At 43.1% G+C, this 25,473-nt stretch carries 24 protein-coding genes and 1 pseudogene; 2 read left to right on the plus strand and 23 right to left on the minus strand.

All coding sequences use genetic code 11. The features are described 5' to 3' along the window. Positions 1-23: 23 nt before the first annotated feature. The 11 genes and pseudogenes from secA to A5870_RS12385 form a co-directional block, all read right to left on the minus strand. Positions 24-2,408: pseudogene (gene secA / locus A5870_RS12330) on the minus strand (preprotein translocase subunit SecA); the annotation flags it as partial. A gap of 247 nt (positions 2,409-2,655) precedes the next feature. Further along, positions 2,656-3,471, minus strand: coding sequence for a DUF1189 family protein (locus tag A5870_RS12335; RefSeq protein WP_086293105.1), 816 nt, complete (start codon positions 3,469-3,471; stop codon positions 2,656-2,658). A gap of 10 nt (positions 3,472-3,481) precedes the next feature. Then, entirely contained in the window at positions 3,482-4,315 is an 834-nt protein-coding gene (locus A5870_RS12340) for a sugar ABC transporter permease (RefSeq protein ID WP_077453539.1), read from the minus strand. Positions 4,316-4,317: 2 nt separating this feature from the next. Continuing rightward, positions 4,318-5,607, minus strand: a complete 1,290-nt coding sequence (locus tag A5870_RS12345; protein ID WP_077453540.1) for a carbohydrate ABC transporter permease — start codon at positions 5,605-5,607, stop codon at positions 4,318-4,320. A gap of 160 nt (positions 5,608-5,767) precedes the next feature. Then, positions 5,768-7,033: an extracellular solute-binding protein gene (locus A5870_RS12355; RefSeq protein WP_086293107.1), complete on the minus strand. Its 1,266-nt coding sequence runs from the start codon at positions 7,031-7,033 to the stop codon at positions 5,768-5,770. A gap of 155 nt (positions 7,034-7,188) precedes the next feature. Further along, positions 7,189-8,136, minus strand: a complete 948-nt coding sequence (locus A5870_RS12360; RefSeq protein ID WP_086293110.1) for a LacI family DNA-binding transcriptional regulator — start codon at positions 8,134-8,136, stop codon at positions 7,189-7,191. A 183-nt stretch (positions 8,137-8,319) separates the two neighbouring features. Continuing rightward, on the minus strand, positions 8,320-8,877 hold the full coding sequence (gene hpf, locus A5870_RS12365) for a ribosome hibernation-promoting factor, HPF/YfiA family (RefSeq protein ID WP_005237301.1): 558 nt from the start codon (positions 8,875-8,877) through the stop codon (positions 8,320-8,322). 137 nt (positions 8,878-9,014) lie between these two features. Next, on the minus strand, positions 9,015-9,698 hold the full coding sequence (locus A5870_RS12370; RefSeq protein ID WP_086293112.1) for a ComF family protein: 684 nt from the start codon (positions 9,696-9,698) through the stop codon (positions 9,015-9,017). After that, the gene (locus A5870_RS12375) at positions 9,688-10,998 is read right to left on the minus strand and encodes a DEAD/DEAH box helicase (RefSeq protein WP_086293114.1); all 1,311 of its coding nucleotides are present in this window, start codon (positions 10,996-10,998) and stop codon (positions 9,688-9,690) included. The genes A5870_RS12370 and A5870_RS12375 overlap by 11 nt, the downstream gene beginning before the upstream one ends. A gap of 106 nt (positions 10,999-11,104) precedes the next feature. After that, positions 11,105-11,425 carry a PTS sugar transporter subunit IIB gene (locus tag A5870_RS12380; RefSeq protein ID WP_005228768.1) on the minus strand — a complete coding sequence of 107 codons (321 nt, stop codon included), beginning with the start codon at positions 11,423-11,425 and terminating at the stop codon, positions 11,105-11,107. Positions 11,426-11,497: 72 nt separating this feature from the next. Then, positions 11,498-11,791 carry a DUF7662 domain-containing protein gene (locus A5870_RS12385; protein WP_005237305.1) on the minus strand — a complete coding sequence of 98 codons (294 nt, stop codon included), beginning with the start codon at positions 11,789-11,791 and terminating at the stop codon, positions 11,498-11,500. Between the two features lie 110 nt (positions 11,792-11,901). Between A5870_RS12385 and A5870_RS12390 the strand changes: the two genes are divergently transcribed. After that, the gene (locus A5870_RS12390; RefSeq protein ID WP_016613813.1) at positions 11,902-12,543 is read left to right on the plus strand and encodes a YigZ family protein; all 642 of its coding nucleotides are present in this window, start codon (positions 11,902-11,904) and stop codon (positions 12,541-12,543) included. Between the two features lie 200 nt (positions 12,544-12,743). Here the strand turns inward: A5870_RS12390 and A5870_RS12395 are convergent, their stop codons facing one another. Further along, positions 12,744-13,451: a GntR family transcriptional regulator gene (locus A5870_RS12395; RefSeq protein ID WP_005228765.1), complete on the minus strand. Its 708-nt coding sequence runs from the start codon at positions 13,449-13,451 to the stop codon at positions 12,744-12,746. A gap of 198 nt (positions 13,452-13,649) precedes the next feature. After that, positions 13,650-17,876: a 2-hydroxyacyl-CoA dehydratase gene (locus tag A5870_RS12400; protein ID WP_086293115.1), complete on the minus strand. Its 4,227-nt coding sequence runs from the start codon at positions 17,874-17,876 to the stop codon at positions 13,650-13,652. Positions 17,877-18,050: 174 nt separating this feature from the next. Here A5870_RS12400 and A5870_RS12405 point away from each other — a divergent pair, with 174 nt between their 5' ends. Further along, positions 18,051-18,656, plus strand: a complete 606-nt coding sequence (locus A5870_RS12405) for a TetR/AcrR family transcriptional regulator (RefSeq protein ID WP_005237309.1) — start codon at positions 18,051-18,053, stop codon at positions 18,654-18,656. Positions 18,657-18,699: 43 nt separating this feature from the next. Here A5870_RS12405 and A5870_RS17390 read toward each other — a convergent pair whose 3' ends face one another. The 10 genes from A5870_RS17390 to A5870_RS12450 form a co-directional block, all read right to left on the minus strand. Next, the gene (locus A5870_RS17390) at positions 18,700-18,867 is read right to left on the minus strand and encodes a hypothetical protein (RefSeq protein ID WP_005237320.1); all 168 of its coding nucleotides are present in this window, start codon (positions 18,865-18,867) and stop codon (positions 18,700-18,702) included. 302 nt (positions 18,868-19,169) lie between these two features. After that, positions 19,170-19,577, minus strand: a complete 408-nt coding sequence (locus A5870_RS12410) for a NusG domain II-containing protein (RefSeq protein WP_005237322.1) — start codon at positions 19,575-19,577, stop codon at positions 19,170-19,172. 14 nt (positions 19,578-19,591) lie between these two features. Beyond that, complete coding sequence (locus A5870_RS12415) at positions 19,592-19,987, minus strand: hypothetical protein (protein ID WP_086293116.1); 396 nt, start codon at positions 19,985-19,987, stop codon at positions 19,592-19,594. Positions 19,988-20,024: 37 nt separating this feature from the next. Continuing rightward, positions 20,025-20,195 (minus strand): 50S ribosomal protein L32, encoded by a 171-nt coding sequence (gene rpmF, locus A5870_RS12420; protein WP_086293118.1) that lies wholly within the window; start codon positions 20,193-20,195, stop codon positions 20,025-20,027. 29 nt (positions 20,196-20,224) lie between these two features. Continuing rightward, positions 20,225-20,359, minus strand: a complete 135-nt coding sequence (locus A5870_RS12425) for a putative metal homeostasis protein (protein ID WP_005237325.1) — start codon at positions 20,357-20,359, stop codon at positions 20,225-20,227. Positions 20,360-20,374: 15 nt separating this feature from the next. Continuing rightward, positions 20,375-20,644 (minus strand): 30S ribosomal protein S14, encoded by a 270-nt coding sequence (rpsN, locus tag A5870_RS12430; RefSeq protein ID WP_005225340.1) that lies wholly within the window; start codon positions 20,642-20,644, stop codon positions 20,375-20,377. A 16-nt stretch (positions 20,645-20,660) separates the two neighbouring features. Next, complete coding sequence (rpmG, locus tag A5870_RS12435; protein ID WP_005225339.1) at positions 20,661-20,813, minus strand: 50S ribosomal protein L33; 153 nt, start codon at positions 20,811-20,813, stop codon at positions 20,661-20,663. A gap of 296 nt (positions 20,814-21,109) precedes the next feature. After that, positions 21,110-23,089, minus strand: coding sequence for a S9 family peptidase (locus tag A5870_RS12440; RefSeq protein WP_086293120.1), 1,980 nt, complete (start codon positions 23,087-23,089; stop codon positions 21,110-21,112). 78 nt (positions 23,090-23,167) lie between these two features. Continuing rightward, complete coding sequence (locus A5870_RS12445) at positions 23,168-24,112, minus strand: tocopherol cyclase family protein (protein ID WP_086293122.1); 945 nt, start codon at positions 24,110-24,112, stop codon at positions 23,168-23,170. 214 nt (positions 24,113-24,326) lie between these two features. Then, complete coding sequence (locus tag A5870_RS12450; protein ID WP_086293124.1) at positions 24,327-25,364, minus strand: NADH:flavin oxidoreductase/NADH oxidase; 1,038 nt, start codon at positions 25,362-25,364, stop codon at positions 24,327-24,329. Positions 25,365-25,473 lie beyond the last annotated feature (109 nt).

The raw sequence follows: 25,473 nt of genomic DNA on the forward strand, positions 1-25,473 counted from the left end.
GCCGGTGCTTCTTCTACCCCTTGCGCTTCTCCTTGGGCTACTTGTTCCCGTTGAACGTTTTGACGAATCTCTGCCTTCATAAACAGACGCGTTACTTCATACTCGATGGCTCCAACCATGTTTTCAAACATATTGAATCCTTCTGTTTGGTACTCAACTAATGGATTGTTTTGTCCATAAGCCCGTAACCCAACCGATTGACGCAACTGATCCATAGCATCGATGTGGTCGGTCCACTTCGTATCAACGACTCGTAAAATCACTACTTTTTCAAATTCCAGTAATTGTTCTGGACTATTAAGTTGTGTTTTCTTTTGTTCAAAGACTTCTTCTGCCCGTTGGTTTAGATAATCTTTGATTTCTTGAGCTGATTTGCCCTTGATGTCTTCAATACTGATGGTATCTTCATGAACAAGTGCATTGGCCGCAAAATCAACGATTCCTTCATAATTCCAATTGCTTTCTTCTAATTGCGTATGACTATCAACGACCCGGCTGATGGAACGTTTCACCATATTCATTAATTGTGGTGAAAGATCCGTTTCCTCCATGATCACTTCTTGACGTTGGCCGTAAATAACTTCCCGCTGTTCTCGCATTACGTCATCGTATTGCAAGACGTTTTTCCGGGTATCGTAGTTATTCCCTTCCACTCGTCTTTGGGCAGATTCTACTTGTTTTGAAAGCATCTTGCTTTGGATCACGGCATCGCCTTCATCGATTTTCATCCGATCCAAGAACACTTTGATTCGTTCCGAACCAAAACGCTTCATTAGATCATCTTCTAGCGATAAGTAAAATTGCGACATCCCTGGATCTCCTTGACGTCCCGCACGTCCCCGCAACTGATTATCGATCCGTCGTGATTCATGACGCTCAGTACCGATAACTGCCAAGCCGCCTAGTTCAGCAACACCAAGACCTAACTTGATGTCCGTTCCCCGACCAGCCATATTGGTCGCGATCGTTACAGCGCCTTTTTGTCCCGCATTCAAAATGATTTCTGCTTCTTTAAAGTGATTCTTGGCATTCAATACTTCATGAGGAACTTTCTCACGATCAAGCATTGATGACAATAATTCAGACGTCTCAACAGCGACCGTCCCTACAAGCACGGGTTGACCTTTGCGGTGACGCTCTTTGATGTCTTGAACGACTGCTTGGAATTTGCTGGTAAGCGTTGGATAAAGCAAGTCCGCACGATCATCCCGTAAAATTGGTTTATTTGTAGGAATCTGAATGACTTGCATGTTATAGATTTCTCGAAACTCTTCTTCTTCTGTTTTCGCTGTACCGGTCATCCCAGACAGTTTTTTGTACATCCGGAAGTAGTTCTGGAATGTGATCGTCGCCATCGTTTTGGTTTCATCTTCGATCTCGACACTTTCTTTTGCTTCGATCGCTTGATGGAGCCCATCAGAATAGCGGCGACCATCCATGATCCGACCTGTAAATTGGTCAACGATCATTACTTTGCCATCTTGCACCACGTAATCAATGTCGCGAATCATAATGTAATTCGCTCGTAGCGCTTGGTCCAAGTGATGGGTCAATGCCGTGTTTTCAATATCATACAAGTTTTCTAAGCCGAAAGTCTCTTCCGCTTTTTCGATCCCACGCTCTGTCAAACCGATCGTTTTTGATTGAATATCGATTTTGTAGTCTTCTTCTTCTGTCAAGCGTTTGACAAAGTTGTCGACCCGATTGTATAGCGCGGTCGATTTTTCTGCTTGTCCTGAAATGATCAATGGCGTTCTCGCTTCATCGATCAAGATCGAATCGACCTCATCGACGATGGCATAGTTTAATGGACGTTGTACCATTTGATGACGGTAAACCACCATGTTGTCCCGCAAATAGTCAAACCCTAATTCATTGTTTGTACTATAAGTGATGTCACAAGCATATGCCGCACGTTTTTCTTCTGCTGATTTTGAGTTGATGTTCAATCCGACCGTCAAGCCTAAAAAGTTGTACAGCTCTCCCATCTCAGTCGAGTCACGAGTTGCCAAGTATTCATTGACGGTTACGACGTGGACACCTTGACCACTCAAGGCATTCAAATAAACAGGTAATGTCGCCGTCAAGGTTTTCCCTTCACCGGTACGCATCTCTGGGATATTCCCATCATGTAAGACGATCCCACCCATTAATTGGACGTGGTAAGGATACAGACCCAAAACGCGTTTTGCAGCTTCTCGTACCACTGCAAAGGCTTCAGGCAATAGTTTATCCAAAGTCTCTCCCTCTTGGAAACGACGACGAAATTCATCGGTTTTCCCGCGTAATTGTTCATCAGATAAAGCGGCCATTTCATCCGCATGTGATTCAACTTGATTCGCAATATGGTCAAGACGTTTTAATTCTTTTTTGTCGTTTTCGATTAATTTTCTAAAAAAATTGGCCATACCTTAATAATTCTCCTTTTACTTCTACATTATCCTAGCTGGAAACTCTCCTAACTATTTTAGCACTAGTTCACCATAAATGAAATATTTTTCGATAGAACTATCGCATCAATCTTGCGTGATAAACGGATTCTTAACCTTTTTTCACAGATTTTAAAGAAACGAAGGGAAAAAATACGCAACAAGCCATTGATCGGCGCCAAAAGTCCAGCGCACGTCCAAATGACTTGTTGCGAATGTTTGCAAATTAGGCCGTTTTAAAACGGGTTTTTAAGAAAGCTAAGAAAAGCATCAGCAGCATGCCTAAAGACTGAATCCCGATCATCAAGATGATATCAGCGCCAATAAATCCTGCCAACATTGCCACCAGAGAGCCTACCCCCAATGCATTTAAAATCACGTTCGTGCTTTCTTTGAAGTTGCCGATTGTCGATAGTCGTGATTTTTTCGTCAACCAGAGGAAAAACGCTGCGCCTATGACGAGGATACTATTCATTGCCACCAATAAAAATGCCACTGTGATCGTCTGACTGAAGAAAATCGCCGTCTCGTTGTTGCGATAGAAGCCGTCTTCGATCACTTTCTGAAACGAAGTCGCATCATGCACTTGATCAGGCATCATTTCCGCCGTGTAACGCATTTCATAGTGATAGGTTTGTCCATCGATTTCTTCTTTGATAGTCCAGTCTGTTTCTCGGAAATTGATGGCATATTTGGCTTCCTCAAGGTCCGCTTCTGAAAGCCCAACGCCTATAATACCCGTTTCTGTTTGCGAAAAGACTTGTGACTCATCCGTTAAAAGGTTGCCATCTTCCAGCTGCAGTTCACTGTATTTGGCTGCTGTTTCAGCAGTCATGAGTGTTTTTGCATGGGGGAAAAATGCTGCAAAGGCTTGATCCGTTTGCTTGCTGATCATCAAGGTCAGCGGGACCATCAGCAAGGACATCAAGAAAATATAGACAAACACTTGCTGCCAGCAATCTAATTTTTTACGCCATGCATAGACTTTTGTTGGAAAAAAAATGGCCCCAAAGTATGTTAAGGGAAATCGTTGTTCAGACATCCTATCATTCCTATCCTTTTGTTCCGCCCGAGGTCAAACCTGAAACAAAGTATTTTTGTAAGAAGAAAAATAGTGCAGCGATCGGTACGGCGATCAAAATCGCCCCAGCCGCAAAAAGTGCTACCCGTTGGTTACGGGCATCGTTGATAAAAGTCTGCAGACCGACTGCGACAGTCAAACGCTCTTGTGAGCGAAGCAAGAACCGCGCTAGCAAGAATTCGCCGAATGGCCCCATAAAGGCCCATAATGCTTGCACAGCGACCATTGGTTTTACGAGGGGCAAAACGATTTGCCAAAAGATGCGAAAATGCCCTGCACCATCAAGTTTTGCTGATTCATCCAAGTCAATCGGTACCGTATCAAAGTACCCTTTCATCAGCCAAGTATTCATGGGAATCCCACCACCGATATAGATCAGTGTCAAAAACCAAAAACTATCTAGACCGTTTGCTAATAAGCCCATGACATAAAAAGCGGTCAACGCCGACATCGTTGGCACCATCTGAACGATCAAGAACACCATCAAACTGCTCTTACGACCGGCAAAGCGATAACGACTGTAAGTATACCCTGCCAGCGTTACGATCATTACTTGGATCACCATCGTGGAAACGGCCACGATCAAGGTGTTTTTATACCATGTCAAATAGGGGGTTTCATTGAATAAACGTCGAAAGTTGTTCAATGTCCAATCCGCATCAAAATCTAAGCGAAAAGCGATCATGTTCCCTGCCTTAAAGGCTGAGGTTGCGGTAATCAACAAGGGATAGATGATAATTATCGATAAAGCGATCATAAACAAGTAGGTAAATAATTTGCTGAAAGAAAACTTTTTCTTTTTCATCCTCAGTCCTCCATATTAAATGCATTCGTCTTTTTAAACACCAGTAATGAAATGGAGATCACCACAAAGGAAATGATCAAGGTCAATGCAGATGCGATCGAATATTGTGGCGAGCCACCCGTCGTCAATTTGTAGATCCATGAAATCAAAATATCTGTCGAACCGGCATTTCCACCTAAACTTCCTGGACCACCTTCGTTAAAGAGATAGATCATGGAGAAGTTATTAAAGTTCCCTGTGTATTGCGTAACGAAGGTTGGTGCTGCCACCAAAAAGATCGCCGGCAACGTAATATTGCGAAAACGCTGAATCGCATTTGCCCCATCCATTTTGGCTGCTTCGTATAAATCTTCAGAAATGGATTGTAAAATCCCTGAGACCATGACATAAATATATGGAAAACCTAACCACCCTTGAATCAAAATAATCGCGGTCTTTGTCCAAAACGGGTCGGTTTTCCAAGCAATATTGCCAATATCAACAAAAGGCAAATTGTTCAATAGCGGGATCACCTGTGTATTGATCGCTCCTGCGGTATCATTGAACATATTCGAAAAACTCATGATCGTGATAAACGCCGGTACCGCCCAAGGAAGCAAGAAAATCACCCCGAAGACCCGACGAAACTTCACAAATTTTTGGTTGGCAACAACTGCTGTCAGTATTCCTAAGGTAATTTGCAGAGTAGTTGCTAAAACGGTCCAAATCACCGTCCAACTAAACACTTTTACAAAAGTGTCGCGGTAAGAACTTAAGGTGAAGATATTCGTGAAATTCGAAAAACCGATCCAGTCGATTAAGTTTGCTGGCGGAATGTGTCGAAAATCATAGTTGGTAAACGCCATGAAGAGTGTCACCATTACCGGGAAAATAATTGCTACGATCATCACCAGATAGGCTGGGATCGTCAATAGATAAGCGAAACCATCCTCGTACAATTTATTGAAAAACTCTTTTCTCGTAACTGCCACCGGGAACCCTTTTTCAATACTTTGACGAACTTGATAGGCATCTTTGATATTTAAAACCCAAAAGATAATGAAAATAACGGTAACGATGACCTGTAGCGTTCCTTCGATCAACAAGAACAAAGAATTGTGTTCCATCGGTACGGATCCCAGTGTGACAAAATTATATAATGCTTGTCCACCGAACAAAAGCATTTCGCCAAGAAAAATTAGAAAGACCGCAAAAAAGAGTCCCGCTTTAAATTTCTGACCATTTTTGAATTGTCCCACCCCAGGGATGATTGAAAGAAGCGCTGTCTGCATGGCTTTTGAATTCGTCCTCATATGTATCCTCCTTAAAATCGAAAGTCTGCCAAGCGGCCGACGATTCATAGAAATCAATCTCATCAAGCAATTTCTTGCGTGCTACGTTGCAAGGAATCCTTTTGACAAACATCCTCTATAGAATCGTCGACATGAATGACAGACCGTAATCGGCTATTTATTAATATTTCTGCTCAATCGCTTCTTCGATTGTTTTGGCAGCATTATCCGCTGCTTCTTGAGGAGTCATATTACCTGAACCTGCATCAAATAGCATGTTTTCAGCCCCTACCCAAACCTCAGACATTTCAGGGATATTTGGCATTGGTTGTGAAACACTGTATTGCTCGATTACTGCTTTTGCTACTGGATCATCAGAAGCAGCGACTGTTTCTTGAGCCATAATGTTTGCTGGAATATCATGACGCATGTCATACAATTTCTCTTGATTGGCTTCGTTGGTCAAATACTCGACAAATTGTTGAGAAACGTCTTTGTTTTGTGAGTAGTTGGAAACAACCCACGCTTTTCCTCCGCCAAATGTTTCATAATCACTGCCATTGCTCAATGTTGGAATTTTCGCTACGCCATAGTTGATCCCTGCTTCTTCAAAGCCGTTCACGCCCCATGGTCCGTAGATGATAGCTGCTGTTTTGCCTTGGTTGAAGTAATCCAACATCAAGTTTTCGTTGGCTGATACGTCCAGCATTCCTTGTGGCCAAACATTTTGGAACCAATCTGTTGCATAGGAGATCGCTTCAACAGAACCTTCATTGTTGATCCCTAAATCAGATGGATCTGTTCCTTCATCCCCAAAGACATAACCACCATAACCAGCTAATAGACCATACGTATAATAAAAGTCTGTCCAGCGAGCTAAGAAGCCAACATTGTCATCGCCTTCTGCAAAACGATCATCTTTTGCTAGTTCTTCTAAATCAGAAAATGTTGCTGGCGCTTCATCGATCAAATCTTTGTTATAAAACATGACAACCGCTTCAATCATTGCTGGTGCGCCATAGATTTTATCATCGATCGTCACTTGTTGCTTGTCTGTATCGCTGTATCGGCCATCATCTGGCAAAGTCATTTCTGCCAAATGCCCTTGTGATCCTACTTGACCCACGCGGTCATAAGGAGACATCGTAACGTCGGGTCCTTTGCCAGCTGGTCCGTCTAATTGAAGCGCATCCATTTGATCGAACATGTCCATTTCTACAACGTTGATGGTCACATCATTTTCAGATTCAAAGTCAGATTTCACTTCATTGATATAATCAATATAGTCTGCGCCTACAGAGACTGTGATCGTTTTTTCATCGCTACCTGAACCTGCATCTGCATTGCTACCATCGGTACTACCGCTGTTGCCTCCACATGCCGCAAGCGCTAACAATGCGCTTCCTGAAACTAATCCTAAAGCTGCCTTTTTCCAATTCACTTTCATCCTCTTTACCTCCTGCAATTTGTAACTCCATTATGCAACCGGTTTCTTAAAATGGCAAACCTTTTCTAAATGTTAGCGATAACAAAAATAGAAAAAGCCTTTAAATTAAGATATCGAGGAATCAAAAAGAAATTGCGCAACCATTTGCTTAATTTTCACCTTGTGGATTCACGAGCCACCAGTTGAGGTAAAAAGCGCTGTTGTCGCTGGCTTGTATCATTATGTTCGATTTTTTGGATCAATAATTCGCCGCAAGCTTCCCCCATTTCCACGATGGCTTGCTTCATCGTTGTCAATTTTGGCGAACTTACCTGATCAAGGAATACGCCATCATAGCCGATGATCCCAAAATCAGCTGGCACCTCCACTCCGATCGACTGCAAGCCTTGATTAATGCCTAAGGCTAAACGATCCGTAGCACAGATAAAACAAGTGTTTTTCACTAAATGCTCATTCTGCGTTTGGATAAACTTGCGGGCGGCGGAAGAGCGATTGTCGAAACGATAGATTTTTGGTGCTTGTCCCACTTTTGTGACTGTATCTATGTATCCTTTTTCTCGGCTTTTCGTAAACGCTTCTTCCAACTCTAAACCAATATAGACCAATTGTTGATAGCCGGCCTCGATAGCATGTTTGCATGCAGAAACGATTCCCTGGTAGTTGTCACTGTCGACAAAACTGAACCCAGCTTCATTTTCACCAAATAACACCACAGGCTTCCTTAAATTTCTTATCCAGTCCATGTCAGCCTGCCGAAAGCCCGTAATGATACTGCCATCTGCTGGGCCACGATCCACCCCGTCAGTCGTAACCAGCTGCAAAGAATAGTGTGCTTTACCGATAGAACGAGCGATCCCAACCAATAAGTTCATATAGTAAGGTTCTGTCGTATCCATCTCCTCTAAGATATACACTTTGATGATATGGGAACGCTTGGAAACTAATGATTTGGCAGCAATGTTCGGCTGATAATCCAATTCAAGCATCGCTTGATGAACTAATTGCTTTAACTCTTCAGTTACTTTGTCCGGATGATTGATCACTCGAGAAACGGTCATTGCGGAAACATTTGCTTTTTTAGCAACATCTGCTAGCGTAGTCATGATTCACTCTCCTTGTATTATTTCATCTATAGTATAACACATTAACTTAAAAGATAACTTGAAAGGATTTAGATATAAAAAAGAATTTCTCCCTTTATAGACAATATAAAAAAACAGAGTAGCTTCTCAGCTACTCTGTCAAAAAAGACTTTTTGGGGTGTCGAGAAAAAGACTCAACACTTGTTAATCTGTTTCGATCAACCCGTATTTGCCATCTTTTCGACGGTACACAATGCTCGTTCCATTCGTTTCCGCATCTTCAAAGATAAAGAAGTTGTGTCCAAGCATGTTCATTTGTAAAACAGCTTCTTCACTGTCCATTGGTTTTAAAGACAAACGTTTTGTACGTACGATGTCTAATTCAGAACCATTGTTTTCTTCATCATTTGCTTCAGTTGTGAACAAATCACCATCTGTTGGCGGAACCAACGCTGTCTCACGAGATTTGCGGTTGATTTTTGTTTTAAATTTGCGGATTTGGCGTTCCAATTTGTCAACAACCAAATCGATACTAGCATATAGATCAGGTGAGGTTTCTTCCGCACGCAGAACTAAGAATGGTAAAGGAATCGTTACTTCTACTTTTGCTGTTTTTTCAGTATATACTTTCAAATTAACATGTGCTGTTGCTTCCGGCACATCATTAAAATAACGTTCTAATTTACCTACTTTTTTCTCGACGTAATCACGGATCGCTTCTGTTACCTCGATATTTTCGCCGCGCACATTATATCTAAACATAAAAATTACCCCTTTCGTCTACCAGTAAAGAAGGAAAAGGACCACTCTTTTCTTCTTCTTAACTCTATTATATCGAACTCTTGGTCATTTGCCTAGTAAATCGAACAATTTTCTTTAAGCGTTTTCAAAATAACGATTCAACGGGCAAAGGAAAAGGATCGAATCGACTGGGGGGCAAAGGTCTGCAATGCTTCAGCTGCGTGATATAACGTTCTACCGGTAGTGTAAACATCATCGATCAACAATAATTTTTTCCCTTTGATTTCACATGCTACATCCGGCTTCACCGCAAAAGGTTGGGTCTCCTCTAATCGTTGCTTGCGAGAACGTTGAGCTTGTGGTGCGGTATCAACCACTTTATCCAGCCATTCTTGCGACTTGACTCCGGCTGCATCCAGCACAGCGGTCACTTGATTAAACCCTCGCTGCTGGTAACGTTCTGCCGATAGCGGGATGGGTATCAAACAATCGTATTCAAAGTTGTTGATCTTTTGTCTGATGGCCGCAGCAAAGGTCTCTCGCAACTGATAGTTTCCCATTAATTTGTATTCGTGAATCCACGCCTTCATCCCTTGATCGTAAGCGAACAGTGCCCGATGCTGCAAATGGATCATGGGACAGGTTTTCGCCCAAAAGAGACAGTCACTGCAGGAAATGGTATCCTTTTTGCCACATGTTGGGCAGCAGCTTTGCCAATCGATCACGGTAAATCGCTGAGCGCATTGTGGACATAATTCTTTTTCGGGGATGCGCCAAGGAGCCAATAGCTCAATGATCGTTACCTCTCTTGGAAAAAATATTTGGCACCAACTACACTCCATCGGTCAACCAGCTCCTTGCTAATTGGTTCATCTCATTGATTTCTTTAATTGCTTGACGAATCGCTTCTGTCATTTGGTCGTAGAAAAAAATGACTTCCCCTTCTGTAAACGCACCTTTGCGATCGACACGGCCAGCGATTTGCACTAACGCCGATTTTGTAAAGACTGGATGATTGGCTCCCAATACCACCACTGAGACATTTTCAAACGTTACGCCTCGTTCTAAAATCATCGTTGTAAACAACACCTTGTACACTTGGCTGCGTGCCGATTGGACTTTTTCCCTCCGTTTTTCATCTTGTGAAGAAACACTAGTGATGAGCCATGATGCTTCTTGCCTGCGGACAGCCCCTTCCATTTCCTTCATCAGCTGAATACTTGGACAAAATACCAAGACAAAGTTTTTTTTAACCAACCGCTGCAAGTGCTGTAGCAATGGTCGCAGCCAACGTTTTTTGCGATAAGCCTGCGCCCAGCGGCTATAATGAATAGGTTTGGGAACGATCAGCGGACGCTGATGAAACCGCAACGGCATTTTCAACACAGCGAATTTTCCACGAATTTCTTGCAGCAGCCGTTCTGAAGGCGTCGCACTTAAATAGATCAGACACCCGTTTTCTGCCAAGGCATTGTATAATCCGTAACGCAGCTGCGTATCGCCCTCGTAGGGAAATGCATCTACCTCATCTACCACGATCAGTTGAAAGCTGCGATAAAAATGCAGTAGCTGATGAGTGGTGGCAATAAGGATCGTTGTATAACGATAAGGTTCTTCTGATTCCCCATAAAGGAGCAGGCTTTCCTCTTGTGGGAACGCTTGTTGAATCCGGGGGAACAGTTCACGGCAGACATCGATCCGTGGCGAGACGATCGCCACACGACCACCTTCTTGCCGTACGTGGCGGATCGTTTCAAAGATCATCTCGGTCTTCCCTGAACCCGTGACTGACCAAACAAGAGACGATTTCTTTTGTCGACAATTTGCTACTAGTTGCTGAGAAATTTTTTGCTGAAACGAAGTCAACACTCCTGGCCAGACGATCTTGTGATCAAAGGCTGGAAGATCCGTTTGTTGAATTACAAGTTGGCCATCTGATGTGATCCGACCATAGCGAATACAAGTTGGACAGTAATAGCAGCCTATCGGTAATTGCACCGACGGCTTGTGGTGGGAAGATCCGCAACGCTGACAAACGATTCTCTTCCCCTGCTCGAACATTGCCGGTCGAGAATCAAAGGGTTTTCCTACACTCATTGTTTCATCTAAAACAAAAAATTGTCTTCCTTTTTGATTAGTCATAACATACACCTCAGTTTTAAGTACGCAAAAAAACCGGTTCAAGTACTTTTCAAAAAGTACTTGAACCGGTTACAGAATCTATCGTTCATTTAACAGCAGGTCTTGCTTATTCACCGATCAATGTCAAGGCTTGATCTAAGACTTTTTCGCCGTTCATCATGCCGTAATCTGCCATGTTGATTACTTCTAATGGAATTCCTTTTGGCGCTAGACGTTTCTCAAAATCGCCTTTCATGAAACGAACTTGTGGTCCTAATAATAAAACATTTACGTCTTTGCTTTCTAAATGTTGATCTGCTTCTGATGCGGAAACTGCAAAAATATCTGCTTCTAATCCTTTTGCTTCAGCTGCTTTTTGCATTTTTGTTACTAATAAGCTTGTACTCATTCCTGCAGAACAAACTAACATAATTGTTTTTTTCGCCATATCGAACACTCCTTGAATTTTAAGAATAAGATAACATTTCCTATCTCTAGTATAGAACAAGTTTGAAATTTGTCAACGCTTTCTATCCAGCAACCAGTTTGATTTTACTAAACGATTAAAAACGACATACTCTTTTTTTAAATTGACGAGGACTACCTCGTAGCCGGCATTCAGCCACGCATACGCCCCATTTTCTGGATGGCGGTAATCATTCGCCCACCAATCGCTACTGGTACGGGCACTTTTGGGCAAACCGGATGCGGGGAAAAGAAATTCATCAAACTGCGTAAACGTTAAGGTGATTTGCGAACCGCCGTTGTTCTTTAAATAGTGAGTGATCGTATCGTACTTTTTGCGTCTACCCAAAGCAAATGCCTCCTCTTTTTAGGGTCTATGTTCGTACCTGTTTCTTTCTTCTATTTGTAACTTTCCTTCCGATTGCCTATACTAGAAACATAAAGGAGGCGATCGTACGCGTGACTTATCGAACGATTCGACAAGACGGAGAAACAGAAATAGAAATCAAAAAATCGCGTTTCCTCTGTTCATTAAAAAGAATTCAATCAGAAGACGAAGCCAAAGCGTTTATTCAAGCTCTCAAGAAAGAGCATTGGAAGGCAAATCATCATTGCAGCGCCTATGTATTGGGTGAAAACCATGAGATCCAACGCAGCAGTGATGATGGTGAACCTAGCGGCACCGCTGGGGTACCGATTTTAGAAGTGTTAAAGAAAAACGAACTGATCAATGTGATCGCCGTTGTTACCCGCTACTTCGGTGGAACGAAACTGGGTGCTGGTGGATTGATTCGCGCTTATTCAAGTTCGGCCTCTGCTGGAATCAAAGAGGTAGGAATCGTCGAGGGTATTTTGCATCAAGAACTTGCCTTGACCATCGAGTATCCCCTTTTAGGCAAGCTCCAAAACTACTTAGAACTGCAGAATATCTATATAAAAGATATTGCTTATACGGAGAAAATCGTTGTCACCTTAATGATTCCTGAAGCAGTACTTGCCGACCAAGAAGCCGCTCTGATCGATTTGCTACAAGGTCAAGTGCAATTGACCAGAGGGACTACCGAATATGTAGAACGCTTGATCGAGCAGTCAACAGAGTAAGCCAGCTTACTAAAGACCTTCCAGTGTGTGCTCTTTTCCTCAAGGAGGACGCTGCCAAGTTTGCTACAACCAATGCAGGAAGCCCCAATATTTGAAAAGCCGAAACGGTCATACACCCAGCAACGCTAAGCAACAGCAGATACGCTCGTAAGGTCCTTTCGGCTTTTTTGGTCTTTTTGTTGCCAATTGGAATAGACAGGTTATTTTTCCATATAAAATTCAAAACGATTACCAACATATTGGGTGCGCACGTATTCAAATGGTTGACCATCTTCAAATGAAGTGATTTGCCGCATACGTAAAATCGCATCGCCGCGTTTGATTTGTAAGTAATCAGCAATTTGCTCGGAAGCGACCATGGCTGAGATCGTTTGCGAAGCGCCGCCAATTTTCCGCTGTCCTTTTTCTTCCAACACTTTATAGAGGGAAGAGATAATCTCCTCCTTGCTAAAGTCATGAATAAACTTTTCAGGGATACTCGCGACTTCAAAACAGATCGGCACATCATCCGCATACCGAATCCGCTCCATCCGTAAAATCGTTTCGTGACCTTCTAATTGCAGCTTTTCCATTTCACTGGAGCTAGGTGCAGTTAAGAAATAAGCGACTGCTTTGCTAGAAGGCTTACGACCAAGAGAATTCATAATTTCGGTAAAACTCGTCGTGCCCGTCATTTTTTCCTGTACTTTTTGGCGAGCCACATAAGTGCCGGAACCGATTTTACGCTCAAGAATCCCCTCATCTGCTAAGGTTTGGATCGCTTGTCGCAACGTCATGCGACTCACGCCGAATTGTTTCGACAACTCCCGTTCTGAAGGCAGACGATCCCCGATTTTGTATGTATTGTTTTCAATATTGGCTTTAATTTGATCATGAATCTGGATATAAACAGGTAATTTTTCCACCACTACACATTCCTCCGTTCCCCTCCTATTATAACTGGTATATACCTAAATAGCTAATAAAAAAAGCAAAAACTGCTCTGTTTTTCTCAATTTGTGCGAATTCTTTCCCCATTTTATAGGCAGAAAAAGAAGTTATCACAAATTGTCCAAACAAGAGCAGTTTCTTTGCTTTTAAATTGGTTCGGTCGCTGACTTGGGAATTTATTCAGCCAGCGCTTTATTAGCAGTGGCCATCAGCAAGCGGATACGATTCAATTGATTGACGATCGAGACACCTGGATCGTAATCAATCGCTGCAATGTTCGCCTGTGGGTATTGACGACGTAATTCTTTCATAACACCTTTTCCTACTACATGGTTAGGCAGGCAGCCAAATGGTTGCAGACAAATGATATTGTTGACATCATTTTCCAACAGATCAATCATCTCACCGGTCAAGAACCAGCCTTCTCCCGTATGATTGCCGATGGAAACAATCTCGCTCGCTTGCTTGGCAAGCTGATGGATCGAATGGATACCATCAAAACGCGTTGACGCCCGCAGTGCTTTATCCATCGGTTTTTGGAGCCTTTCAATCGCCATGATCGCAAAATCAGCGATCATTTTACTTTTCTTCGCCATCCCCAAATGCTCGTAGCGCCAAATCTGATTGTAAAGGGAATAATTCATGAAGCCGACAATATCCGGTACGACCGCTTCCGCTCCTTCTGCTTCTAACAGGCGAACGACATCGTTATTAGCTGTCGGTGAATATTTCATTAAAATCTCTCCCACGACTCCGACACGCGGCTTCTTGATATCTGTTAGGGGCACTTGATCAAAGGCTTGAATGATTTTTTTCATATTGCGATTAAACAGACTGAAGGAGCCATTACGAACGTTTTTGGCAATTTTTTCCAGCCATTCTTGATGGAGCCGATCGACAGCCCCTGCTTCTTGCTCATATGGACGGGTGCGATAAACGACCCGTTCAAAGAGATCTCCGTATAAAAATGCCACCGCCAAACGCTTCATCATCGGTAAGGTAAAGCGAAAGCCCGGATTTGATTCAACCCCGGTGTTGCCCATCGAAATAGATACCACCGGCACTTGTGGGAATCCTGCATCGTTCAGTGCTTTACGTAACAAAGGAATATAGTTCGTTGCACGACACCCGCCGCCCGTCTGGGTCATCAAAACACTGGTATTTTCAACATCATATTTTCCGCTTTGCAATGCTTCCACTAGCTGTCCAATGGAAATGATCGCCGGATAACACGCATCATTATTGACAAAGCGTAAACCGACATTGACCGCCTCACGATCTTCACTAGGTAGACAGACCACTTGATACCCAGAAGCTTGCAAAGCCAAATCGACTAACCCGCTTTGATGGATGGGACTCAACATCGGCAATAAGAGCGTGTGCTGCTTGCGCATCTCTTTGGTAAAAATAATCTTTGCCGGTTCCTCGTATTGCTTTTTAGGAACAAAGTGCTGTTTGTCCCGTTCGTTGACTGCTGCTTTCAAGGAACGCAACCGAATCCGGATTGCCCCAAGGTTCGCTCCCTCATCGATTTTCAACACCGTATATAACTTCCCATACTGCGCCATAATCTCTTCGACTTGATCAGTAGTGACTGCGTCGATCCCGCAACCGAATGAGTTTAATTGAACCAGTTCTAATTGTTTGTTTTTCGCGACCACTCGAGCTGCCGCATACAATCGCGAATGATAGACCCATTGATCCACAACCCGCAGATCGCCGACATTTGCTAAATGAGCAATACTGTCCTCAGTCAATACATGGAAGCCTTCTTGGGTAATGACTTCTGCAATCCCATGGTTGATTTCAGGGTCCAAATGATACGGTCTTCCAGATAAAACGATCCCTTTATGATTGGTCGTCATCAGCATACGTAGCGTTTCTTCTCCCCGTTGCGCAATATCTGCCTTGAACTGGTCCAGCTCCTCGAAACCGCTGCGTAGGGCTTGGGCAATTTCTTCTTCTACAAAACCAAAATCTTGAAAAGTACTCGTTAAAGTTTTGACCATTGAGGCTTCATCCGCCAAATTCAAAAACGGACAGCGGTAGTCAACCGCCCCTTCACGAATCGCATCGACGTTGTTACGAATCACTTCTGGATAGCTTTGCACAATCGGACAGTTAAAATGATTCTCAGCGGCAGTGTTCTCTAATCGCTCAAAAATGACCCCTGGATAAAATATCAACGGTACGTTTTGATCAATCAGTGCTTGGATGTGTCCATGGGCTAGTTTGGCTGGGTAACAAACCGTATCACTAGGAATCGTTTCGATCCCTTGCTCATATAGTTCTTTGTTGGAACGTGGCGACAAGGTTACTCGAAACCCTAACTTGGTGAAAAAGGTATGCCAAAGCGGATAATTTTCATAAAGATTCAATACTCTTGGTAGACCGATTTCGCCATGGACGGCATCTTTTTTACGTAAGGAACGGTACTTAAACAAGCGGCGATATTTTTCATCCACAAGATTGATTTTGCGGTCTTCTTTCTTGATTTTGATTCGCGCACCACGTTCACAGCGATTTCCGGTAATAAATTTTCGACCGTCAGAAAAGAGGGTCACCGTCAACAAGCAATTGTTTTCGCATAGACCGCAATTCGTAAATTCTTTTTCTGCTTGGAAATCGACCATTTCTGCCGGAGACAACAACGTACTAACATCGTCAAGGGCTGCTTCTTCTAAAGCGATCAAAGCAGCACCATATGCCCCCATCAAACCGGCGATCGATGGTCGAACGACTTCACGGCCGCTGATCAACTCAAAAGCGCGCAGAACCGCTTCGTTATAGAAAGTCCCTCCTTGGCAGACGATTTTCTCGCCGAGGTCTTCAGGTCGCCGAACCTTGATCACTTTATAGATAGCATTTTTTATGACCGAGTAAGACAAGCCGGCTGAAATGTCGCCAACAGAAGCCCCTTCTTTTTGGACCTGTTTCACTTTTGAGTTCATAAAGACGGTACAACGCGAACCAAGGTCAACCGGTGCTTGGGCTTTTGTCGCTGCCAACGCAAATTCTTTGACATCCTGATTCATAGATTTGGCAAAGGTCTCAATGAACGAGCCGCATCCTGAGGAACAGGCTTCATTCAATTGAATCGAAGATAACGCGCCATCTTTGACCGTCATCGCCTTCATGTCTTGCCCACCAATATCTAGGATAAAATCAACCCCCGGCTGGAAATGTTCGGCAGCTTTGTAATGGGCCATCGTTTCAACTTCACCGATATCGACTTTCAGTGCATGTTTGATCAAATGCTCGCCGTAACCTGTGATCGTTGACTTTGCGATGTAAACGTCAGAAGGCATCTGACGATAAAGCTCTTGTAAAACCGCCATCGTTGTCGCTAACGGTTCGCCTTCATTATTGCCATAAAAAGAAAACAATAATTCCCCTGCATCATTGATCAAAACCACTTTCGTTGTGGTTGATCCTGCATCGATGCCTAGATATGTAGCGCCTGTATGCTCAGACAACGCTTTTTCTGTGGCCACCGCTTGAGCATGGCGGGCACGAAAAGCAGCCAGTTCTGCTTCGTCTTTGAATAAAGGATCTAGCGTATCTGTTGGCGCAAGTGTGCCGTCTTCTTCATTGGCTAAGCGGTCGAATAGTACAGAAAGCTGTTGCTCTTCTTCTGCATACAGTGCAGCCCCCATCGCCACAAACAGTTCTGGATTCTCGGGAAAAATGATATCTGATTCTTGCAGGTTCAACGTATCGATAAATCGTTGACGCAATTCCGACATAAACGTCAGTGGACCGCCTAAGAAGGCTACCTTGCCTTTGATTTTACGACCAGCAGCTAAGCCAGCAATCGTTTGATTGACCACCGCTTGAAAAATACTCGCAGCAATGTCCGCTTTTGCTGCTCCTTCATTGATCAGCGGCTGCACATCGGTTTTGGCAAAGACGCCACAGCGTGAGGCGATCGGATAAAGGGTTTGATAATCTTTGGCTAGTTCATTGACCCCATTGGCATCCGTTTTCAATAAAACCGCCATCTGATCAATAAACGCACCCGTTCCACCGGCACAACTGCCGTTCATTCGCTGCTCCAATGCCCCTTCAAAAAAGGTGATCTTCGCATCTTCGCCGCCTAACTCGATGGCCACATCGGTTTCGGGAATCACTGTCTCAACTGTTTTGGTACAAGCGATGACCTCTTGGACAAAAGGGATCCGCAAAACTTCCGCCAGACCCATCCCACCCGATCCGGTAATCGCCAGCGCCAGCGGCTGATCTTCGATCACTTCTTGCGCTTCTCTAATGATTTTTTCCGCTGCCTTCTGGATATCTGCATAGTGTCGTTCATACCTTGAAAAACACGTTTGATTGCCTTCATCTAACAAAACCATCTTGACCGTTGTTGAACCGACATCGATGCCCGCCTTATATTTTTTCATTTGTTGCCTCCATCTAAACAACACTTTGTTGATTATCTAACAAGCCGTTTGTTATAATACTTATGTTCATTGTAATTCTTTTAATTGATAATTCAACAAACAATTCTAAGGAAGGTGTGGGATAAACAACAATTACCCGTTTTTTGTTGTTTATTTTGAAAGGAAATTCACAATATGAAAAAATTGGATTTACGTGTCAAACGAACCAATAAGTACATTATTGAAGCTTTTATCCGCTTAGTGGAAGAAAAAGGCTTCGAGCAAGTGACTGTCCAAAATATCGCCGATGAAGCCATGATCAACCGTGCAACCTTTTATGCCCATTACAAAGACAAACAAGACTTGTATGAAAAGATATTTGACTTGGCTGTCGAATCATTTACCGCGATTCTTGATTTTGAAGATTTTGTTCAAGGCAATCGCATCAAAATCCGCAAAATCGAAGCGGCCATGACCGAACTTTTTTTACACATTCAAAACAATCGTTCCTTTTATTTGACGATCATGGATGCCTCTGCCATTGAGATCATCCGTAAAAAGTTGGGCCTGATTTTGACTGAACGTTACCAAGAGATCTTTTCAACGTTAAGAATCACCGAAGGAGACATTGAAGTGCCCTTAGACTTCATCATTGACTATATGACCTCGATATTTGTTGGTACCTTGCATTGGTGGCTAACGGCAGAAACAACGATGACACCCGACCATCTAGCAAAACTTGTCATCAAACTGGTGGCAAACGGCCACCTGACTGTCTTGGGGATTGAGATTGAGGAATAAAAAAAAGAAGCTGCGAATATGCAGTTTCTTTTTTATTCCTCAATTAGTGATTCTTTGAACGCCATTTGATCGTGTCTTTCGTCTTGCGCTGTTTCGTTACTTTGATTCCTTTTGGAGCCACACGAATCGCATAATCTTCCTTTTTCACCACATCATAGACATGCTCTGCAACTTCCGTTACTTTTTCTTTTAGATTCAATTTAAATTTCATGTGTTTTCATCTCCCGAATGCTTTACTAATAGCCTATCGCAAATAAAAAAAATCTTCAACTTATAGCCCTTCATAAAAAAGGATTTTTAGGGTTTTCGTTCCTCTTTATTGGACAAGCGATTTAGACACAACCAATGCTTCGTAATGCTGAACTGTTTTTCTAGGTTTAAAGGATTTGTTCAACAGATTGTCTCCAGTTAGACGCACTTATTTTCTATTTTCAATAAAAAAGTGTCAGTAGAAAATCCAACGATTTCCCACCAACACAAAATAGTATAGTTTCCAACTACCACGAAGTTCGATTAATAAATCAAATAGTCAGAAGCACCGGCTTGCTTGATCTCGATCACCAGCTTATGAGGCAGGCAAATGCTCGTCTGCCCATTGCGATAGATCCAGCTGGTTTTGACAGCAATTTGGTCAGGACTATTGTCTTCACGCACTCGGATCGCACCATCTTTGATCTCGACGATATTGTACTGACCTTCTGCTGGATAATACGTTTTTTCCATCGCATCGATTTCTTCTAAGTTAAAACGGTCAACCTCTTCCCCATTGATTCGCACGATCGCATAACGATCCCCAGTATCACTTTGGGCTTGCGCTTCAAATAGAAAGAGTGGTAAAAAAGAGCCGACAACTAACAGAACAAACAGTAGATAATCATAGGGCTTTAAAAGTTTTAAAAATGGCTGGATCGTCTTTTTCATCACATATACGCCTTTCACTGTTCTTTTTCGGAAGGTAATCGCTCTTCAAAAAAAGCAGTTAGATCAATGATCTCTTCCTCTGTGAAGGTTTCTTGCTCCCATTGGTCAAGAATTTTTTCTTGCAAAGCCAAATCCATTTCCCAAAAATAATTGATTTTTTTGAAATGCTTTGGATCAAAGGACCGAAAAACCGGATAGATCGCTAAAAACGCTTCAAAGGTAAGATCCCAGTCCTCAGTATAATCTTTAACGACCCCTTCTGACAAGGCTTTTTCCGTCGGATCGCCGTTTTCTTTGATCAAGCCGGCTTCGTAAAAATGGCGATAGATGGCCTCTTTGGTGATCTCAGGATGAAATTTTTTACTGTGATGGTAGGCTTCTTCAATCAATGACGGATAGATGATCTCCATTTTCCCCCTGCTTTCTGGACGGCGTCATAAGACGGCGTTAATTCTTTTCGATAGGGTGTTGCGCTTTATATTCTGCTAAAGATACATGGTGGCTGCGCTTGAAGGTTCCTGTTGTCCCATCAAACGAAATCGCTGGGGATTTGACACCATAGTGGGTCCGACGCTTATTCTTTTTTGCTTTTGATGTTTTTCTTGCAGGTACTGCCATGTCATTTCCAACTTTCTTTCACTTTTTCATTATGCACGCAGCTGCAATGCATTTTTTCGTTTGTTTCGTTTAAATTCATGAATGATTTTTAATGCGCGTTTCCTTGTTTTGATGTTCGGGCTCTTTAAACGTCGATACGCACTAGACAAGTCCGTTTTTTCCATGTTGACTCCTTTCTGTTACCAGCTTGCTTTTGTAACGCCGGGAATTTCTCCGAGGTGTGCATGCTTACGGAAATTGATCCGTGACATGCCGAATTTATTCATGTAGCCGCGAGGACGACCATCGATCATATCCCGTTTTTTCAAACGAGTCGGATTCGAATCCTTCGGTAGTTTGGCCAATGCTTGGGTATCTCCTTGCGCTTTTAGTTCTTGGCGTACTGCTCGGTATTGTTCGATGAGTTGTACTTGTTTATTGTATTTTGCAATTTTTGATTTTTTTGCCATTCAGTTATTTTCCTTCCTATTTCTTGATTTCACGAAAAATCGCTCTGCGCCGCAACTTTGGTGAATATTTTTTTAATTCTAAACGTTCCGGCGTATTGCGCTGGTTCTTATTGGTCAAATAAAGTCTTTCCCCTGTCTCCACACATGCCAAAATAATATTGTTTCTCATAATAACCAGCTCCTTTCTCTTGCGTCACACCAAAAAAGGTTAAAGTGTAACGATTACGTTTTGTATCATATCACACTAAAACACAGGAAGCAAGCAAAACTATTTCTTCTTTTTGTTATTTAACAAGTGAAGAAAACGTCATATGAATTTGGTTTCAATCGTCGCTGTTATTGGCGGCAAGATAACAGGAACCTGCAGCTTTTGATCGCGCAAAAAAATCACCTGATAAAGGAATCACTGGTTGGGCTTTTCAAGAAGCCCAACCAGTGATTCCTTTATCAGGTGATTTCATTCGGTTAATTTACTGATTTGTTCTCATGTGATGCAAGCCATTCACTGATCGCCTGCAAGCGTTCTATCCGCAGGTTTGGCAAGCCATTGCGTGATAAGCCATGAGAGGACTGAGGAAACAGCATCAGCTTCGTATCGACGCCTTGACGCTGCAGCGCCATGTAAAACTGCTGTCCTTGTTCTTGCGGACATCGCAAATCATTTTCCCCATGGAGGACTAGTGTAGGTGTCTTGACTTGGCTGGCATAGGCCAAAGGCGACATCTTCCAAAGTCCTTCGATCGCATCAAGTTCCCGCAACAATTGGAATTTGACAAAGGCAGGTCCAATGTCGCTCGTCCCATAAAAGCTAATCCAATTTGAGATCGAGCGTTGCGTAACTGCTGCACAAAAACGATCGGTATGGCCAACGATCCAGTTGGTCATAAAGCCACCATAGCTGCCGCCAGCTACATGGATCGTGTTCGTATCAATTTCTGGATGGTTTGCCACCACGGCATCAACCCCCAACAATAGGTCTTGATAATCTTTATTACCATAATCACCTAAAATCGATTTGACAAACGTCTGACCGTACCCTTGCCCGCCACGAGGGTTCAACAAGATGACCCCATAGCCGTTAGCGGCATGGACTTGCATCTCATGGAAAAATGTTTCGCCGTAGCAGACTTGCGGACCGCCATGGATGTACAAAATTGCTGGATGACTTTCTTGTGTTTCGGTCGGGGGTAAATACCAGCCTTGAATTTGCCAACCATCTGCACCTTCGTACCAAAATGCTTCGGGTTTACTGATCGCTAGCTGTGACATAACTGCTTGGTTGGGATCGTATAGATCGGTTACTTCGCCACTTGTTAAGTCAATCAAGCCTAAACGACTAGGGATCGTTGGCGTCGCATAAGCAACAGCAAGTTTGGCTTCTGAATAGATCGCCGCATCAAGGATATCCATTTTTTCATCAATGAGTTTGGTCCATTCTCCTTGGATCGAGGCGCGGTACAATTGTAGCTTGCCATGCTCCGTTACGGGTACAAGGAATGTGTCATCCGTCAACCAGGTGATCGCTACGCCGCGATTTTTTTGTTGAAAATCACTGATGATCGCATTGCCAAAAGCAACATCTAACTCCTTGGAAAGATTTTTGACTGCTTTCGTTTTTAAATCGATCAAAAACAAATCATCCAAGGTCACAAATCCGTAAGAGAGATCATTGCCTAATAGTAATAGCTGATCATTGCGCGCTGCAGCAAAAGTATACGTCCCTTCTGGCAGAATGTTTTCTAAACTTTCTGTCTTTTTCGTCTGGCTATTTAGGAGACAAACCTTCGATCCATAGTCCCACTCGTCTTCTTCCTCTTTGTCAAAGGTGAGGAACAACGTCTTCTGATCATCCGCTAAGCCAGAGAACACAAAGGGATACTTATGCTCAAAAATCAGTTCCGTTTCTTGTGTCGCGATCGTTTTTTTGATGATCGAATGTTTTTTTTCTTTTAAAAAGCCGACGCCATCCGCCAAGTAATTGACTTTCGTAGTAGCTTTTACTTGTGGAAATTCCTTTTGCTTGTCCGTCTTTTCTTTGTCAGCTTGATCCTCTGAGACTGTCTCTTCTTGTGCCAGCTTATAATAGACCGCCGTTGCGTCTTGCTTCCAAAAATAGTCCCCCAGACCTTTTTCAGTGACAAGTGCTTGGGGCTTGCCGCCGGACACTGGCATCGTCCATAACGTACTTTCACCTTTCTTTGGATCGGTCGTCACAAAACTGAGCCATTGCTCATCTGGCGAGACCTTTAGGCTGTTGTGGGTCGTCGCTTCTGTTCCCCACTCACGCCGTTGTTTGGTCTTTGCGTCAATACTATAAATCGCTGAATCATACGTGTTGGTCTCTGGGTTGACTACCGTTTCCAAGTAAAAAACCTGATTTTGTCCCACTGCAGGCTGCGCAATCGTTTTCAGTTCAAACAGTGTCTCATTCGTTATTTTTTTCATCCATTTCCCTCCAAATATACGTGTTTTCGTAGTAACTATCTACTAGTATATCAAAAGAAACGAATTTTTCTGCTTTTTTTAATAGTGAAATCCTCGCAAATTCGCAACTTCTTCAAAACCAGCCGACATCCCTGTCTGCCTTAAGATCTCCTGCCCATTTTCTAAAAGGATCAAGGTGATTTCCGTACTGGCACTTTCGCGAATGATCCGATTCATTTGCCCAATAGAAGGTGCCCTCAAAGAATGCCCTTCTTTCGTCAAAACTTCGATCGTTAAGGACCATTGTTTTTGTTTGAGATGGATCACTAAACGGTCTTCCGTGCGTTTGACATCATGAATCTTTGCGCCATGATAAGTAGCAAAACGATATTCTTGGCTGCCGACTTGCAGAACACAAATCGTTCCCAAAAAAGCAAAACCCGCAAAGGGAATGTCGGCTGCGGAGAAAAAGAACCGAACATCTGGCGCATCAAAGCTGTTGCACTGAACCCAAATATAAGCTGCTGGAAAGGAGGTTCCCCAATCTTTTTCCAAATAACCGATCCCGTTCGTAAAATCGATTGGTTCTTCGTTCCAGTACAGCGTACCTTCTAAGGTATGACTCATGCTCAAGACCCCGTGGTAGCACTCCATAAATGACAGATACGAAAAAGGCCCCATGATACTCGGCGCATAACGTGTCCTCTGAATCGGTTTGTGGTCGTTATACTTTACTGCTCCTTGTACTTGAAGTTCGTTATTTTTTAAAGAGACTTGGATGCCTGCTTCACTAAAGATATTGTCACCAATCGTTACTTTTCGCTCCTCTTCTGAAACCTGAAAATCAGTTTCTGGAAAGGAAAAGTAATGCGCCCCTTCGTGATTGATCACTTGAATGAACACTTCTTTGGTACCGTCTTCTTGAATCGAAAGACCTGGAATAAAAGCATAGACTTCTTCACCGATTTGGTGCTTATGGTACCAGCCTTCAAAAAAAGCGGTCTGCTTGTCGTGGCCGTGAAAGAACCGATCTGTTGTCAACATCTTGATTTCCCTCCGTTTCTTTTTTAGTGTAGCATGAAGCAGAAAGATTCCTCAGGATAATGCTTTTTCTATGTAAAAAAGCCAGAAACAAGTAAGACACTTGTTTCTGGCTTTTGCTTATTGCTCTTTCATCACTCGTTTGAAAAATATTCTAGCAGAATAAAAAAATCTCCTAAGAAGAATTTTCTTCTAGGAGATTTTTTTATCAAATATATCAACGTTTCACCCCACGTTGATAGGAATCATTGTACGCTTGAAAGGACTTATCGTGAAGTTTAGCCGCTGCATCTGCCAACCAGTTGACATTTCTGATCAATGCGCGGCCTTGTAAAACCAAATCCACTTGATTGGTTTGCAAAAGATATTCGCAAAGATCAGGATTATCCAATAAACCGACTGCTGCTACGGGAATATCGACCACTTGCTTGATAGCTGCAGCAAAGGGCACTTGGTAGCCATCATAGATCGGAATATTAGGCTTTTTATCCACCACTCCACCTGTGGAACAGTCAAGACAATCAATGCCATCCGCTTGAAGCCATTGGGCTACTTGCTGCCAATCTTCCAACGAATTTTGGCGTCCTGGTTCTTCATAGTCTGTCAGTGACAAGCGCATCCACAAGGACCCAGAAAAGACTGCTCGAACTGCTTGTACCGTTTCTTTTACAAAGCGATACCGATTCTCTAAGGAACCACCATACAGGTCGGTGCGTTGATTGACGAGAGGCGAAAGAAATTGATCCATCAAGTAGCCATGAGCCCCATGAAGTTCGATCATCTTGACACCCGCTTTGGCTGCTCGTTGGGCAGCCTGAACAAAACTATCTTGCACCCGTTTGATTTCCGACAGGGTCATTTCTGACGGTAACGGGTAGCGCTCGTTAAAGGCAACGGCACTTGGTGCCAAAGGATTGCTGGCATCAACTGCTTTTCGTCCTGCATGGCTTAGTTGGATGCCTACTTGCGCATCGAACCCATGCAGCAGTTCCACCAATTTCGTCAGCTCTGTTTGCTGCTCTTCATTCCATAACCCTAGATCATTGTTTGTGATTCGTCCGTCTGGTTCAACGGCAGTCGCTTCAATAATGATCAAGCCGACTTTGCTTAATGCTCGTGCCCCGTAGTGAACAAAATGAAAAGGCTCCGCAACACCGTCTTCTTTTTTTACTTCATACATACACATCGGCGACATAACGACGCGGTTGGCCAATGCTAAATTCGCTAGCTTCACTGGTGACAATAATTTTGACATGCTGACACTCCCTCAACGATTTTTCGCTTTGTATTTTTCTCTATATTCAGTATAAACAGCCCCTTCAAAAACACAAGCAATGACCCTTTTTCCCATTTTTAAAACAAAA

Origin of the sequence: Enterococcus sp. 2G9_DIV0600, assembly GCF_002140615.1 — a bacterium.
In the GTDB taxonomy this organism is placed as follows: Bacteria; Bacillota; Bacilli; order Lactobacillales; family Enterococcaceae; genus Enterococcus_D; species Enterococcus_D innesii.

Excerpts from the sequence above, each read along its gene's own strand:
- A5870_RS12400 (WP_086293115.1), bottom strand. The coding sequence starts at position 17,876 with ATGAAAAAATATAAGGCGGGCATCGATGTCGGTTCAACAACGGTCAAG.
- A5870_RS12375 (WP_086293114.1), bottom strand. The coding sequence starts at position 10,998 with ATGACTAATCAAAAAGGAAGACAATTTTTTGTTTTAGATGAAACAATG.
- A5870_RS12450 (WP_086293124.1), bottom strand. The coding sequence starts at position 25,364 with ATGTCAAAATTATTGTCACCAGTGAAGCTAGCGAATTTAGCATTGGCC.
- A5870_RS12425 (WP_005237325.1), bottom strand. The coding sequence starts at position 20,359 with ATGGAAAAAACGGACTTGTCTAGTGCGTATCGACGTTTAAAGAGCCCG.
- A5870_RS12345 (WP_077453540.1), bottom strand. The coding sequence starts at position 5,607 with ATGAGGACGAATTCAAAAGCCATGCAGACAGCGCTTCTTTCAATCATC.
- A5870_RS12440 (WP_086293120.1), bottom strand. The coding sequence starts at position 23,089 with ATGAAAAAAATAACGAATGAGACACTGTTTGAACTGAAAACGATTGCG.
- A5870_RS12370 (WP_086293112.1), bottom strand. The coding sequence starts at position 9,698 with ATGGAGTGTAGTTGGTGCCAAATATTTTTTCCAAGAGAGGTAACGATC.
- hpf (WP_005237301.1), bottom strand. The coding sequence starts at position 8,877 with ATGTTTAGATATAATGTGCGCGGCGAAAATATCGAGGTAACAGAAGCG.
- A5870_RS12410 (WP_005237322.1), bottom strand. The coding sequence starts at position 19,577 with ATGAAAAAGACGATCCAGCCATTTTTAAAACTTTTAAAGCCCTATGAT.
- A5870_RS12360 (WP_086293110.1), bottom strand. The coding sequence starts at position 8,136 with ATGACTACGCTAGCAGATGTTGCTAAAAAAGCAAATGTTTCCGCAATG.
- A5870_RS12340 (WP_077453539.1), bottom strand. The coding sequence starts at position 4,315 with ATGAAAAAGAAAAAGTTTTCTTTCAGCAAATTATTTACCTACTTGTTT.
- A5870_RS12445 (WP_086293122.1), bottom strand. The coding sequence starts at position 24,112 with ATGTTGACAACAGATCGGTTCTTTCACGGCCACGACAAGCAGACCGCT.
- rpmF (WP_086293118.1), bottom strand. The coding sequence starts at position 20,195 with ATGGCAGTACCTGCAAGAAAAACATCAAAAGCAAAAAAGAATAAGCGT.
- A5870_RS12405 (WP_005237309.1), top strand. The coding sequence starts at position 18,051 with ATGAAAAAATTGGATTTACGTGTCAAACGAACCAATAAGTACATTATT.
- A5870_RS12415 (WP_086293116.1), bottom strand. The coding sequence starts at position 19,987 with ATGGAGATCATCTATCCGTCATTGATTGAAGAAGCCTACCATCACAGT.
- A5870_RS12380 (WP_005228768.1), bottom strand. The coding sequence starts at position 11,425 with ATGGCGAAAAAAACAATTATGTTAGTTTGTTCTGCAGGAATGAGTACA.
- A5870_RS12355 (WP_086293107.1), bottom strand. The coding sequence starts at position 7,033 with ATGAAAGTGAATTGGAAAAAGGCAGCTTTAGGATTAGTTTCAGGAAGC.
- rpmG (WP_005225339.1), bottom strand. The coding sequence starts at position 20,813 with ATGAGAAACAATATTATTTTGGCATGTGTGGAGACAGGGGAAAGACTT.
- A5870_RS17390 (WP_005237320.1), bottom strand. The coding sequence starts at position 18,867 with ATGAAATTTAAATTGAATCTAAAAGAAAAAGTAACGGAAGTTGCAGAG.
- A5870_RS12335 (WP_086293105.1), bottom strand. The coding sequence starts at position 3,471 with ATGTCTGAACAACGATTTCCCTTAACATACTTTGGGGCCATTTTTTTT.
- rpsN (WP_005225340.1), bottom strand. The coding sequence starts at position 20,644 with ATGGCAAAAAAATCAAAAATTGCAAAATACAATAAACAAGTACAACTC.